12 protein-coding genes are annotated in these 12,843 nt (G+C 42.8%); 2 read left to right on the top strand and 10 right to left on the bottom strand.

The annotated features are described in order from the left end of the window. Positions 1–37 precede the first annotated feature (37 nt). Complete coding sequence (gene rodA, locus F891_RS06185; protein ID WP_004278715.1) at positions 38–1,177, bottom strand: rod shape-determining protein RodA; 1,140 nt, start codon at positions 1,175–1,177, stop codon at positions 38–40. A gap of 170 nt (positions 1,178–1,347) precedes the next feature. On the opposite strand from rodA, the gene F891_RS06180 reads away from it, so the two are divergent. Continuing rightward, entirely contained in the window at positions 1,348–2,094 is a 747-nt protein-coding gene (locus tag F891_RS06180; protein WP_005262761.1) for an IS5-like element ISAba31 family transposase, read from the top strand. Between the two features lie 55 nt (positions 2,095–2,149). Here F891_RS06180 and ispD read toward each other — a convergent pair whose 3' ends face one another. Genes ispD through F891_RS06155 form a run of 5 tightly spaced genes read right to left on the bottom strand, consistent with a single transcriptional unit; the run spans position 2,150 to position 7,111 of the window. Next, the gene (gene ispD, locus F891_RS06175; RefSeq protein WP_004278717.1) at positions 2,150–2,863 is read right to left on the bottom strand and encodes a 2-C-methyl-D-erythritol 4-phosphate cytidylyltransferase; all 714 of its coding nucleotides are present in this window, start codon (positions 2,861–2,863) and stop codon (positions 2,150–2,152) included. After that, positions 2,832–3,224, bottom strand: a complete 393-nt coding sequence (locus F891_RS06170; protein WP_004645271.1) for a septum formation initiator family protein — start codon at positions 3,222–3,224, stop codon at positions 2,832–2,834. Before F891_RS06170 ends, ispD begins: the two co-directional genes overlap by 32 nt. 7 nt (positions 3,225–3,231) lie before the next feature. After that, on the bottom strand, positions 3,232–4,521 hold the full coding sequence (gene eno, locus F891_RS06165) for a phosphopyruvate hydratase (RefSeq protein ID WP_004278719.1): 1,290 nt from the start codon (positions 4,519–4,521) through the stop codon (positions 3,232–3,234). A 59-nt stretch (positions 4,522–4,580) separates the two neighbouring features. Continuing rightward, entirely contained in the window at positions 4,581–5,438 is an 858-nt protein-coding gene (gene kdsA / locus F891_RS06160) for a 3-deoxy-8-phosphooctulonate synthase (RefSeq protein WP_004278721.1), read from the bottom strand. A 32-nt stretch (positions 5,439–5,470) separates the two neighbouring features. Further along, on the bottom strand, positions 5,471–7,111 hold the full coding sequence (locus F891_RS06155; RefSeq protein ID WP_004278723.1) for a CTP synthase: 1,641 nt from the start codon (positions 7,109–7,111) through the stop codon (positions 5,471–5,473). A 225-nt stretch (positions 7,112–7,336) separates the two neighbouring features. Between F891_RS06155 and F891_RS06150 the strand changes: the two genes are divergently transcribed. Next, a complete protein-coding gene (locus F891_RS06150; RefSeq protein WP_370940779.1) occupies positions 7,337–7,759 on the top strand; it encodes a hypothetical protein in 423 nt (140 codons plus the stop codon). 56 nt (positions 7,760–7,815) lie between these two features. Here the strand turns inward: F891_RS06150 and F891_RS06145 are convergent, their stop codons facing one another. The 4 genes from F891_RS06145 to F891_RS06130 all read right to left on the bottom strand — a co-directional run bounded on the left by F891_RS06145 (position 7,816) and on the right by F891_RS06130 (position 12,838). Further along, positions 7,816–8,928, bottom strand: a complete 1,113-nt coding sequence (locus F891_RS06145) for a YheT family hydrolase (protein ID WP_005262760.1) — start codon at positions 8,926–8,928, stop codon at positions 7,816–7,818. A 70-nt stretch (positions 8,929–8,998) separates the two neighbouring features. Next, positions 8,999–9,409, bottom strand: coding sequence for a nuclear transport factor 2 family protein (locus tag F891_RS06140; protein ID WP_005247220.1), 411 nt, complete (start codon positions 9,407–9,409; stop codon positions 8,999–9,001). A 148-nt stretch (positions 9,410–9,557) separates the two neighbouring features. Then, positions 9,558–10,544 (bottom strand): IS110 family RNA-guided transposase, encoded by a 987-nt coding sequence (locus tag F891_RS06135; RefSeq protein WP_005251678.1) that lies wholly within the window; start codon positions 10,542–10,544, stop codon positions 9,558–9,560. 269 nt (positions 10,545–10,813) lie between these two features. Next, positions 10,814–12,838, bottom strand: coding sequence for an NADPH-dependent 2,4-dienoyl-CoA reductase (locus F891_RS06130; protein ID WP_005262759.1), 2,025 nt, complete (start codon positions 12,836–12,838; stop codon positions 10,814–10,816). Positions 12,839–12,843: the final 5 nt, after the last annotated feature.

Below are 12,843 nucleotides of genomic sequence, written 5' to 3'. Positions count from 1 at the left end.
ACTAAAAAAGCCGGAACCAGTCCGACTTTTAGAATAATTATCGATGAGTATGAATCGACATCACAATGCCCATCCCGGCCAACATGGAAATCACCGCCGTTCCGCCATAGCTCATCAGCGGCAATGGATCTCCGGTCACAGGTAAAATCCCGCTCACCATGCCGGAGTTTAAAAATACAAAGAAGAAGAAGGTCAGTCCCATGGCTCCAGCATATAAACGGCCAAAGTTATGAAAGCTGTTTAAACCAATCATCAAACAGCGAATAATAATGGCAGTGAATAAACTGAACAGCAGAAAAACACCGATAAAACCGAATTCTTCAGCATACGTCGACATAATAAAGTCAGTATGATGTTCAGGCAGATAACCTAAATGTGATTGCGTACCTTCGGTATAGCCTTTGCCCGTGGAACCACCTGAACCAATGGCAATTTTGGACTGGATAATATTCCAGCCCGCGCCCAAGGCATCCGACTCCGGATCAAACAAGGTGGTAATACGCTTTTTTTGATACTCTTGTAGCACAAACATCCATGCAACCGGTGCTGCCACAGCAACTGCTGCAACTGCACCACCAATCAGACGCCATGACATGCCACTTAAAAATAGAACAAAAATACCGGGAATCACCAAACCAATATTCAAGTCAGGCTGAAGCGCCACCAAAACAAATGGTATGCCCAATAAAATCAAAGCCCCGACAATATGCAAAAATTTGGGAGGAAACGGCTTACGTGCAAAATACCATGCCATCATCAAAGGCATCGCAAATTTCATTACCTCACTCGGTTGCATGCTTCCCACCCCCGGCAAGGTAATCCAGCGGGTTGCACCTAAACGTTTTTCACCAATCACAAAGACCAGAAGCAGCATGAAGATCCCGAAGGCATACAGGTATGGACTAATCGCCTGATAGACTTTCGGTGGAATCTGCGCACAGATAAATAGCAGCACAAAACCAATCCCGAAACTGACGGCCTGACGCACCACCATGCCAGAGTCTTCGGAGGTCGCGCTATACACCACCATTAAACCCAGGATTGCATTGAGAACCAGAAAGCACAATAACCATGGATCAAGGTGCAACTTGGTCCATCGAGATGAATCTTGCGGGTTAATACTACGTCCATCACGCAAAGAGTGACGTAAAAACCGATACTGCTGTGAAGGTATCATTGGCCAAAAGGTGAAAAAGAATGATGGCAAAATTATAAGTGAAAGCTATAGCGAATAGATCGCTACAGCCAGATTTATTCTGCTTTTATTTAGGGTGTGTTGACACTTTTAGCTTAAAAAAATAGCGAAGTAGTAAAATCAAATCGCCAAACCCAATTTTACTATTCGCTATGCCTCGTACCATGCTGACAGATCAACACTGGCAAAAGTTGAAAGTTATTCTGCGTAATTTATCCATTCACCACAACTCAAATTTACGCAATTTTATTGAAGCTATTCTCTATAGAATTAGAACAGGCTGTCCGTGGCGAGATATTCCTTGTTGTTTTGGTCATTCAAACTCTATTTTCAAACGTTTTAATCGTTGGTCAAGCAGCGGTAAGTTACTTAGATTATTCAAATTACTAGCCTCATGCCCCGATATGGAGTGGATTTTTATTGATGGCTCTCATGTACGTGCTCATCAACATTCTGCCGGTATAGCGAATCAATCTATTTCTAAAAGTGTAGGAGGAAACTCCTCAAAAATACATTTGATTGTTGATGCACATGGCAATCCTATTGATTTCATGATTACCGATGGAACCACACATGATGTTAAAGTTGCACCTGATTTAATATCAACATTAGATTTAAAAGAGACAAAAGTGGTATGTGCAGATAAAGGCTATGATTCAGAACCACTGCGTGAACAGATCAGGAAAACAGGGACTAAAGCGAATATACCAAAGAAAACAAATAGCCAATCAAACAATGACCATATGGACTGGTGTTTATATAAAATCAGGCATTTAGTTGAAAATATGTTTTGTAGATTAAAGCAATTTAGAGGAATAGCTACTCGATATGACAAGCTCAAAAGAAATTATCAAAGTTCTGTTGCTTTAGCCTGTATATTTTTATGGCTACCTTTATAGGGTTAATTATGAACAGTAAATGTCAACAGACCCTAAATATTATTTGAATATATTTTTAAGCCTGAGCCTGTAAAATCAGCCTGGCCAGTTCCAGATCATCCGGATAGGTAATTTTAATATTATCGGAACGACCTTGTACTACACTCACCGGCTTACCGATATGTTCCAGCGCACTGGCTTCATCGGTAATCGTGGCACCATCTTGCAAAGCCTGCTCAAGCGCCCGTTTCAACACACCTAGCTTGGCCATTTGTGGCGTTTGTGCCTGCCAGAGCATCGAGCGATCCACTGTTTCCTCAATATCAAAATTGGTTACTACACGCTTAAGTGTATCTCGCACCGGAATCGCCAGAATCGCAGCCCTATCCTTGGTAATTGCCGTATTGACCAACTGTTGCAGACAATCCTGACTGACACACGGACGTGCCGCATCATGTACCAACACCCAGTCATCTTCAGAAGCGATTTGAGATAAATAGTTCAGTGCATTTAACACGGAATTCACCCGCTCGGCACCACCCAAACAAAAATGGGCTTTCTCCAGCCTGGAAAATGGAAGCGTTTTTGCGACATTATCCTGTACACCAATCGCCAGGACATAACCCGTCAAAGGCAGTTGATTCAGACGAGTCACCGTATGTTCAAGAACAGTACGCTCTTGAATCATCTGATATTGTTTCAGTTCTGTTTTGGAGAAACGGCTACCGGAACCTGCAGCTGGAAGAATGACCCAAAGTTTAGGGTGTAGTTGGTGCTTCAGCTGACTCATTGGTTCGCAGGTCTACTTTAGAATTAGGATTAAGATAGATCGGTTTATATTGAGTACTGATCGTGCTCATTTGAATAAAAGTTTCGCGTGGCTTAATCAGACCAAGATCTAAACGCGCATGTTCTTCGATGGCTTCAATACCATTCTTCAAATCATAAACTTCTGCCGCCAGAACGCGATTACGCTCTTTCAGCTCATCATTCAATTCCATCTGTTGCTGGATTTTCTGGGTCAGTTGCTGATGATCATGATAACCACCTTCACCAAACCAGTATAAATATTGAAACCCTGCGATCAAAATGATCGCAAGGCCCAACAGTACTTTACTCGCAGTCGAGTCGAATACATTTAACATTGACATAAGTCGCTTAGTTCAAACCTTTGAACTCAGCTTTACCGCGATATGCAGCATTAGTCAATTCTTCAATACGAAGTAATTGATTATATTTCGCTACACGGTCAGAACGGCAAAGTGAACCAGTCTTGATTTGACCCGCTGCTGTACCTACTGCAAGATCAGCAATCGTTGAATCTTCCGTTTCACCTGAACGGTGTGAAATTACAGTAGAGTAACCATTCTCTTTCGCAAGGTAGATGGCATCTAAAGTTTCAGTCAAGGTACCGATCTGGTTGTATTTGATCAGAATCGAGTTACCCACTTTTTCGTTGATACCACGTTGCAGAATTTTCGGGTTCGTTACGAACAAGTCGTCACCAACCAACTGGATCTTGTCGCCAAGAATAGAAGTCAGGTAAGACCAGCCTTCCCAGTCAGATTCGTCCAAACCATCTTCAATCGAGATAATTGGATACTGGTTTACCAGACCTGCTAAATAGTCAGAGAACTGGTTGCTTGTGAACGCTTTGTTGCCTTCGCCCGCAAGAATATATTGACCATTTTTGTAGAATTCTGAAGATGCACAGTCAAGCGCAAGCATGATGTCAGAACCTGCTTTGTAGCCAGTTTGACCAATTGCTTCAAGAATAACCGTAATTGCTTCTTCGTTTGAACGCAAGTTTGGTGCAAAACCACCTTCATCACCTACCGCAGTGTTTAAACCTTTTTTGTTTAATACTGATTTAAGTGAATGGAAGATTTCAGCACCGGCACGTAGCGCTTCAGAGAATGAAGTGAAGCCTACTGGCTCAATCATGAATTCTTGAATATCGACATTGTTGTCTGCATGTGAACCACCATTGATGATGTTCATCATTGGTACAGGCATGGTTAGAATCGTTTGACCGCGAAGATCTGCGATGTATTGGAAAAGAGGAATTTTCTTTTCTTCAGCAGCAGCGCGAGCAGCAGCCAAAGACACTGCCAAAGTTGCGTTTGCACCTAATTTTTCTTTGTTTTCAGTACCGTCAAGCGCGATCATCGTGTTATCGATGTCTTTTTGTTCGAATACTGATTTACCGACCAAAGCGTCACGGATTAACGTATTGACGTTATTTACCGCAGTTTTAACGCCTTTACCTAAGTAACGCGCTTTATCGCCATCACGAAGTTCTAAAGCTTCACGAGAACCAGTTGAAGCACCAGATGGTGCACATGCACGGCCAACTACGCCAGATGCTAAGATTACGTCTGCTTCGATGGTAGGGTTACCACGAGAGTCCAAAATTTCACGTGCACGAATGTCAACGATTTGGCTCATGAACTATTCCTCAGTTGATTAATATGAGCTGCCTATACGGCAGCGCAAGAGTGATAAACTCAGTGTGTATCTAACTTTTCGAAACCTTTAACCAAGGTATCCAATTCTTTTAGCTGTGCCAGGAACGGCTCAAGCTGAGACATGCGCAGCGCACATGGACCATCACACTTGGCTTTTTCCGGATCTGGATGTGCTTCCAGGAACAAGCCTGCAAGACCCGTTGCCATACCCGCACGTGCAAGCGTTGTAATTTGCGCACGACGACCACCGGCAGAATCTGCACGGCCGCCTGGGGTTTGTAAGGCATGGGTCACATCAAAGAAAACCGGGACATTCATTTCTTTCATGATGTCGAAGCCCAGCATGTCTACAACCAGATTGTTATAGCCAAATGCCGAACCGCGTTCACAAATGATCAGCTTGTCATTTCCGGCTTCCAGACACTTATGCAAAATATGACGCATTTCGTGCGGAGCCAGGAACTGGGCTTTTTTGATGTTGATGATCGCATCCGTTTTTGCCATGGCTTCAACCAGATCCGTCTGACGGCTTAAGAAAGCTGGCAATTGAATAATGTCTGCCACTTCTGCAACAGGAGCCGCTTGGTACGGCTCATGCACATCGGTGATGATCGGCACATTAAAGTGTTTTTTAATGTCAGCTAACCACTCGAGACCTTTTTCCAGGCCTGGGCCACGGAAAGAGTTCAGGCTTGAACGGTTGGCTTTATCAAAGCTGGCTTTGAACACATAAGGAATGCCCAAACGTGTGCAGATATCGACATAAGTCTCTGCAATTTCAAAAGCCAGGTCTTTAGATTCAAGTACATTCATTCCGCCGAATAATACAAATGGCAAATGATTTGCCATTTGTATATCGCCCAAACGTACAATTTCTTGTGGTTTTAATTGCGACATTTAAACTTCCCTAGTTGTGTCCTACGCACCGATTATTTGGTTTTTTGGTACTGCTTTTTCGCAGCATCAATGAAACCTGCAAACAACGGGTGACCATCACGTGGCGAGCTGGTAAATTCCGGGTGGAATTGTACTGCAATAAACCAAGGATGTGCAGGAATTTCAACAGTTTCTACCAGATGCTGTACCGGAGAATAACCAGAAATCTTCATGCCTTTTTCTTCCAGCACTGGGATATAACGGTTGTTCATCTCGTAACGGTGACGGTGACGCTCGATGATTTCTTCAGAACCATAAACTTCTGCAGTTTTAGTCCCTGCAACCAGTTCAGATTTTTGCGCGCCTAAACGCATCGTGCCACCCAGATCAGAATCAGCAGAACGTTGCTGAACTTCACCACGCTCATCTAACCATTCAGTAATTAAACCAATCAATGGAGATTTGGTTGAACGGTTAAATTCAGTCGAGGTCGCGTCTGCAATACCAGCAACATTACGTGCGTATTCGATCACAGCCAACTGCATACCCAAGCAAATACCGAGGAACGGCACACCGTTCTCACGTGCGAACTGAATCGCCTTCATTTTGCCTTCAGTACCGCGCTCACCGAAACCACCAGGAACTAGAATCGCATCAGCATCTTTCAATACTTCTGCTACATCTTGGCCTTCAAGCTCTTCAGCGTTTACGTAGTCAATCTGAACTTTCACACGGTTTTGAATACCCGCATGTAAAAGTGCTTCGTTGACAGATTTGTAAGCATCTGGAAGTTCAACGTATTTACCGACCATTGCAACACGTACGGTGTATTCAGGGTTCAGTAATGCTTCTACAACGTTATCCCAATCTGTTAAATCAGCTTCAGGAAGATCGTTATAACCAAAACGTTCACAGATTAAATCATCAACATTTTGTTCGTAGAATGTACGTGGAATCTGGTAGATCGAACGTGCGTCTTTACATACCACAACGGCACGTGCTTCAACGTTGGTAAATAATGCAATCTTACGCGTCGTATCTGCATCTACATCGTACTCTGTACGACAGATGAGAATGTCTGGCTGAATACCAATCGACAGGAGTTCTTTAACAGAGTGCTGTGTTGGTTTGGTTTTTAATTCTGCTGCAGACTTAATGTATGGGAGTAACGTTAAGTGCATTAACATGGTACGTTTATGACCAAGTTCAACCATTAACTGACGTACAGATTCCATGAATGGGAGAGATTCAATGTCACCTACAGTACCGCCGATCTCTACGATCGCAACGTCATAACCTTCGCCTGCACGAAGTACACGCTCTTTGATATTGTCAGTAATGTGTGGAATAACTTGAACAGTACCGCCTAGATAGTCACCACGGCGTTCTTTGTTTAGAACATCCTGGTAAACACGGCCTGATGTGAAGTTATTTAGTTTGGTCATTTTCGCACGACGCAAGAAACGTTCGTAGTAACCCAAGTCTAAGTCTGTTTCAGCACCATCTTCTGTAACAAAAACTTCACCATGCTGGAATGGGCTCATTGTCCCTGGATCGACATTAATGTATGGATCCATTTTTACCATGGTCACTTTTAAACCACGAGCTTCTAAAAGTGCAGCAACAGAAGCAGCTGAAATACCTTTACCTAGTGATGAAACTACACCACCAGTAACGAAAATAAAATGGGTCATTGGGTTTCTCGTACAATCGAGCCTAAATCGGCCTGCAATGTTGCGCAATTTTACTTTACCTTGTACCTAGAAAGCAAAGTCAATCCGCATCAATTCAAAGAACAATAAACAATTGACTATTCTAACAGCAATTCCTATAAAAAATTACAGTAAGTTCATATGATTTCTATCTTGCATTTTGCTGCTATAATAGTGTATCCACTCCACACTTTTATGTTTGATGCAATGATGATGAAGAAACTTTTAATCTCCACCCTAATCCTGACTGGCCTGACATTAACTGCGTGTGTAAAAAAAGAAGCACCAAAAGAAGAAGAGCAAGTAGAAGTTACTCCAGCATCTGAAATCTCGACTCCAGAACCAACGCAATTTGAACCGCTTGAACCTGTAGAGCCAGCGGCAATTGAAGAGGAAGTAGCGCCAACGGTTGAAATTCAACGTGAGCAAACTGAAAACACCACGACTGAAATCCGTCGTGAAATCAAAAAACCAGAAACTACTGAGCCGGCACCAGTGCCTGAAACCCGCGAAGAACCTGCGTCAAAGCCTGCTGCGACCACACCTAAAACCAATTCAAATCCAGAAAACAAGTCTGAGGATGATGCGGTTGCTGACGCAATTGCCGCAGCGATGCCAGCACTTGACTAATTACAGTATCATTCATCAAAAAACCCAGCAGATGCTGGGTTTTTTATTGGAACTTTTTAAGCAGATACTGTTGCCGGTGCACGAGATAAGTGAATCAAATAGTCTGTCATTAGTCGGGTAGCCCAAGATTCGGTTTGCATCAAGCCCTGATAAAAGCCGCAATGACTGCCTTTTTTGGTGGTAATCACCATAATATTAGACATCGCCCGAATTTTTTCTTTATAAGGTTCTAAATTTCGGATGTGACAAACCGGATCATCCTCCGCATTTAAAATCATCAGTGGGATTTTGACACTTTCAAACACATAAATCGGATTGGTTGCCTGAGTATAACTGGCATAATCCGCAAATCCGGCCAGTTCAAAATAAAGTTTTTCAAATTCAGACAGATCTTTAACTTCTAATAACTGTTTCCAGCTTGGGCAGACCTGCCAGGTTTCCTGATAAGGATGAATAAAGCGCTTAATCAGTTTTTTGGCCATGACTTTACTGTAAAACGGATGCACATTGGCAAAACCGGTTTCAGTGTTATAGCCAGGGCATAAGGCAAAAGCCGCTTTGAGTGGGGTTTGTTCACCTTCTTCGCCCAGATAACGCACTAACAATCCCGTACCCGCAGAAGATCCAACCCCATAGAGATCGGACTGAGGAAATCTGTCCTGTATATACAAGAGCTGCTCACGCAAATCCTGAGTTGAACCAAACAGGTTCATTTTAGGCACAGGCATGGGTAAGTCTGCATGACCACGGCGTAAACACAATGCAACACGCCAACCCGTATATTTATGCAGATCACGAACCAGTTCACGCATTGATTCAGGAGAACCGGTAATAGTATGAAGTAATACAATGGTCGGCGTGCTTGCCGGAAGATCGAGTCCATACCAGGCAATACCGGTAATTCCACCATCTGACATTTTCAGCTGTTCAAGCGCATCATATTTCAGTTTAATGGTGCGTTTTTTAATTAAATCGAAATACAGAATATGTGCATGTGCATTGGCTAACCAAGGTGTAGGACGATATTTTTGTTGCAGCTGCGGTAAGCGCTCAATGAGTCCTGAAAATACACCATTCGGATTGTAATACAGGGTCGGCTCGTCTGCTCCACTGAAACGATCCAGATACTCACTGGAAAGCTGACCCAATTTTTTAAGCAACATTTTCATCTGTCATCCCCCTCTAGTTGTACTAGCTGTGATTTACAAATTTCATGCCGACTTGAATCAATAGTTCGAATTAAGTTTTAGCTTGGAATGATTGCATCCGCTGGCCCATCTGTACAGCCAGGGCTTCAAGTCCGGACTTAGGTCGAATCATGACTTCAAAATCAATCATCTGACCCTCTTCATTAAACTGAATCATGTCAACTCCCTTTAGTTTTTTATCGCCCACATTGGCAGAAAACTCAAGTACGACATTGTTACCATCTTCACTTATAAATTCACGGTGATAGGTGAAGTTTTCAAAGACTTGAATGACATTGGTCAAAATAAAAAATACCACCTGTTTTCCAGGATAAGGTTGAAAAGCCACAGGCGAACGAAATACCACTTCTTCAGCAAGTAGTTCATTCAAGATCGACATATCACGGGTTTCCAGCATCTCATGCCAGCGTGCAATGGATTTTCTGGTATTTTCGATGGTCATTTTAGATTCCTTTTTTGTTATTAAAAAATTAATCTCCCTCACCCCAGCCCTCTCCCAAAGGGAGAGGGAGATAACACTTTTTATACCGATTTATCCCTCTCCTTATAGGAGATGAGATACCGTCTTGGTAGTCAATCAGGTTTTGAGATTATTCGACCAATAAATAATCTCTTTGATAGGCAGTCTGATGTTTTAAAACGCCATAACACAGATGTATAAGCTTGCGCATTGCAGCACCTAAAGCACACATTTTATTTTTACCCTGGCTTAATAATCGTTGATATAAAGCTTCAATGTGTGGATTATATTTAATCGCTGTTAATGCTGACATATACAATACTGAGCGTATTTTACTGTCACCTGCTTTTGATAAGTGACTTTGCTTGTTGACTGAACTGCCAGACAACTGATGTACTGGAACCAAACCTACATATGCAGCAGCTTGACTTGCTTTTTCAAACTTGTGCGAATGAAATAACCCCAACAGTAATAAGCCTGATCGTTCACCGATTGAAGGAATAGTTTGCAGTAATTTCAAATCCTGTTTCAATGTTGGATCTTGATCTATGTGATTATTTATTAACTTATCAATATTTTCAAGTTGCTGATTTAAATACTCAATATTCTCTTCAAGTAATTTAATCACAACAACGGAGGTATGAGTGGACTGCGCCTTTTCAAGTCGATTCTTTTCCTGCAATAGACTACCTAGATAGACATCTCGTCTGCCTAGTAAAGCTTTTAATAATCTGACATTTTCAGGTTCAGGCTGCCATATGATTAACTTTGCGGTGTAACCATAACGTGAAAGAGCTTCACTATCAGCTTTATCCGTTTTATTTAGCATGGACATGCCTTTGGCAAAGGCTCTTACTCGTGAAGGATTAGCCACACAAACCTTTACACCTGCATCATATAGATAATATCCCAAATTCTCATGATAAACCGAAGTCGCTTCCATGATTGCTGTCACTTGATCAGGTTCAATTTTAAGAGTGATGAGCCATTTGAGCAGACTGCCAAAGCCACTTTCTGTATTAGTAAATATTTTATTTTTTCTTTTTCCAGTCAAACCTTGAGGAAAAATGCAACAATCTATTTTGGTTTTACTGACATCAATACCTAGCATAATCATGGTGATATTCCTTGAGTTTAAGCTATGATTTTTATCCCATTAACCATCATCTTACCTTGTGAATACAGCATCAAAGTGCTTAGTTACCGTTCAGAGTTGTATGAGGGATAAGGGCAAATTGTAGGTTTTATCTCAGGTTCAAATTTAAGATTTTAGCAGCACTCCAAACTCTACAATTTGCGTATAGTGGTAGCTAATCACTATATCAATCAAGATACAAGTAGCACTGCTGCGCAAGGGAGAGGTTAATAAAGCTTGACGTTTTTAAATTAAATCACCGCCGCCAATTCAGCACCCTGACGGATTGCACGCTTGGCATCCAATTCACCCGCTTCTTTCGCTCCACCAATCAGATGCACATTTTTCCCGGCTGCTTTTAGCTCATCAAACATGGCGGTATAAGATTCCTGACCGGCACAAATAATCACATGATCGACTTCTAGTACTGCAGGTTTGTCATTCACGACGATATGTAAGCCCTGATCATCAATTTTTTCATAGCTGGCGCCCGCAATCATTTTTACGTCACGGTGTTTTAAACCGGTACGATGAATCCAGCCTGTGGTTTTACCCAGACTCGCGCCGACTGAAGCGGCTTTACGTTGCAATAAATAAATTTCACGTTGCGGTTTTTCTACATTTGCGGCTTTTAAGCCACCGACATTTTCATAGTCAGTATCAATACCCCATTCATCATAGAATTTTTCCGGATTGATACTGCCACTTTCCCCTTCATGGCTCAGGAATTCGGCTGTATCAAAACCAATACCACCTGCACCAATAATGGCAACTCGCTGACCCACTGGCTTACGCTCTTTCAGAACATCCAGATAAGACAGTACTTTTGCATGATCAATGCCTGGAATCTCAAGCTGACGCGGTGTCACGCCTGTTGCCACCACAATGTCATCAAAGTTTGACTGAGCCAGCTCTTCCAGACTCGCCTTATGATTCAGTTGCAATTTGATACGTGGCTGTAATTCAATCTGGCGTTTGAAATAACGCAAGGTTTCATAAAACTCTTCCTTGCCTGGAATAGTCTTGGCAATATTAAACTGTCCACCAATCTGAGCAGCGGTTTCAAATACCGTCACCTGATGACCACGATTTGCAGCATACACAGCAAAGCTTAAACCTGCAGGACCCGCACCAATCACGGCAATATTTTTTGCCACATTGGTTTCTTTAAAAATTAGTTCTGTTTCATAGCAGGCACGTGGATTGACCAGACAGGTGGCAATTTTCATTGAGAAAATATGATCCAGACAGGCCTGATTACAACCGATACAGGTATTGATCTCATCGCTACGACCCTGCTCCGCTTTCAAGACAAACTCAGAGTCTGCCAGCATTGGGCGGGCCATGGAAATCATATCAGCATCACCAGACGCCAATACATATTCAGCCATTTCCGGAGTATTAATACGGTTTGAAGTGATTAAAGGAATCTTCACCTGACCTTTCAGCTTACGCGTGACCCAAGTGAAGGCTGCACGTGGCACTTTGGTGGCAATGGTCGGAATACGCGCTTCATGCCAGCCAATGCCAGTATTGATAATGGTCGCACCGGCTTTTTCAATTTCTTTGGCCAACTGGATGACTTCTTCCAGAGTTGAACCGCCTTCGACCAGATCCAGCATAGATAGGCGATAAATAATGATAAAGTTCTCACCGACCATTTCACGGGTACGGCGTACGATTTCAATCGGGAAACGGATGCGGTTTGCATAGCTTCCACCCCACTCATCATCACGATGGTTGGTACGTGCTGCAATAAATTCGTTAATCAGATAGCCTTCCGAGCCCATGATTTCTACACCGTCATAACCGGCGTATTGAGCCAGCTTGGCACAATTGGCAAAATCATCAATGGTTTGCTGCACCTCAGCCGAAGTTAAAGCATGCGGTTTGACTGGATTGATCGGTGCCTGAATTGGGGATGGCGCGACATTTTCAGCCTGATAAGAATAACGTCCGGTATGCAGAATCTGCATGGCAATTTTCCCGCCCGCTTCATGTACGGCCTGGGTAATCACCTTATGCTTTTCAGCTTCTTCAATGGTGTCAAGTTTGGAACCGCCATGAAACGTTACGCCATGATCATTTGGTGAAATCCCGCCGGTGACGATTAAAGCGACTCCACCTTTGGCGCGCTCTGCATAAAAAGCTGCCATCCGATCATATCCGCCGGGTGCTTCTTCAAGACCAACGTGCATGGAACCCATTAATACGCGGTTTTTAAGTGTGGTAAAACCCAAGTTCAATGGGGCAAGTAAATTCGGATATTTAGACATTTCAA

Source organism: Acinetobacter sp. CIP 101966 (genome assembly GCF_000369725.1).
In the GTDB taxonomy this organism is placed as follows: Bacteria; Pseudomonadota; Gammaproteobacteria; order Pseudomonadales; family Moraxellaceae; genus Acinetobacter; species Acinetobacter lwoffii_Q.
The sequence above is the reverse complement of the archived record's forward strand: the minus strand, read 5'-3'. Positions and strand labels throughout refer to the sequence as shown.

Bases quoted from the DNA above. Each gene is read 5' to 3' on its own strand.
- F891_RS06155 (WP_004278723.1), bottom strand. From the start codon at position 7,111: ATGACCCATTTTATTTTCGTTACTGGTGGTGTAGTTTCATCACTAGGT.
- F891_RS06135 (WP_005251678.1), bottom strand. From the start codon at position 10,544: ATGATTATGCTAGGTATTGATGTCAGTAAAACCAAAATAGATTGTTGC.
- ispD (WP_004278717.1), bottom strand. From the start codon at position 2,863: ATGAGTCAGCTGAAGCACCAACTACACCCTAAACTTTGGGTCATTCTT.
- F891_RS06140 (WP_005247220.1), bottom strand. From the start codon at position 9,409: ATGACCATCGAAAATACCAGAAAATCCATTGCACGCTGGCATGAGATG.
- eno (WP_004278719.1), bottom strand. From the start codon at position 4,521: ATGAGCCAAATCGTTGACATTCGTGCACGTGAAATTTTGGACTCTCGT.
- F891_RS06180 (WP_005262761.1), top strand. From the start codon at position 1,348: ATGCCTCGTACCATGCTGACAGATCAACACTGGCAAAAGTTGAAAGTT.
- F891_RS06150 (WP_370940779.1), top strand. From the start codon at position 7,337: ATGATGATGAAGAAACTTTTAATCTCCACCCTAATCCTGACTGGCCTG.
- rodA (WP_004278715.1), bottom strand. From the start codon at position 1,177: ATGATACCTTCACAGCAGTATCGGTTTTTACGTCACTCTTTGCGTGAT.
- F891_RS06170 (WP_004645271.1), bottom strand. From the start codon at position 3,224: ATGTCAATGTTAAATGTATTCGACTCGACTGCGAGTAAAGTACTGTTG.
- kdsA (WP_004278721.1), bottom strand. From the start codon at position 5,438: ATGTCGCAATTAAAACCACAAGAAATTGTACGTTTGGGCGATATACAA.
- F891_RS06130 (WP_005262759.1), bottom strand. From the start codon at position 12,838: ATGTCTAAATATCCGAATTTACTTGCCCCATTGAACTTGGGTTTTACC.
- F891_RS06145 (WP_005262760.1), bottom strand. From the start codon at position 8,928: ATGAAAATGTTGCTTAAAAAATTGGGTCAGCTTTCCAGTGAGTATCTG.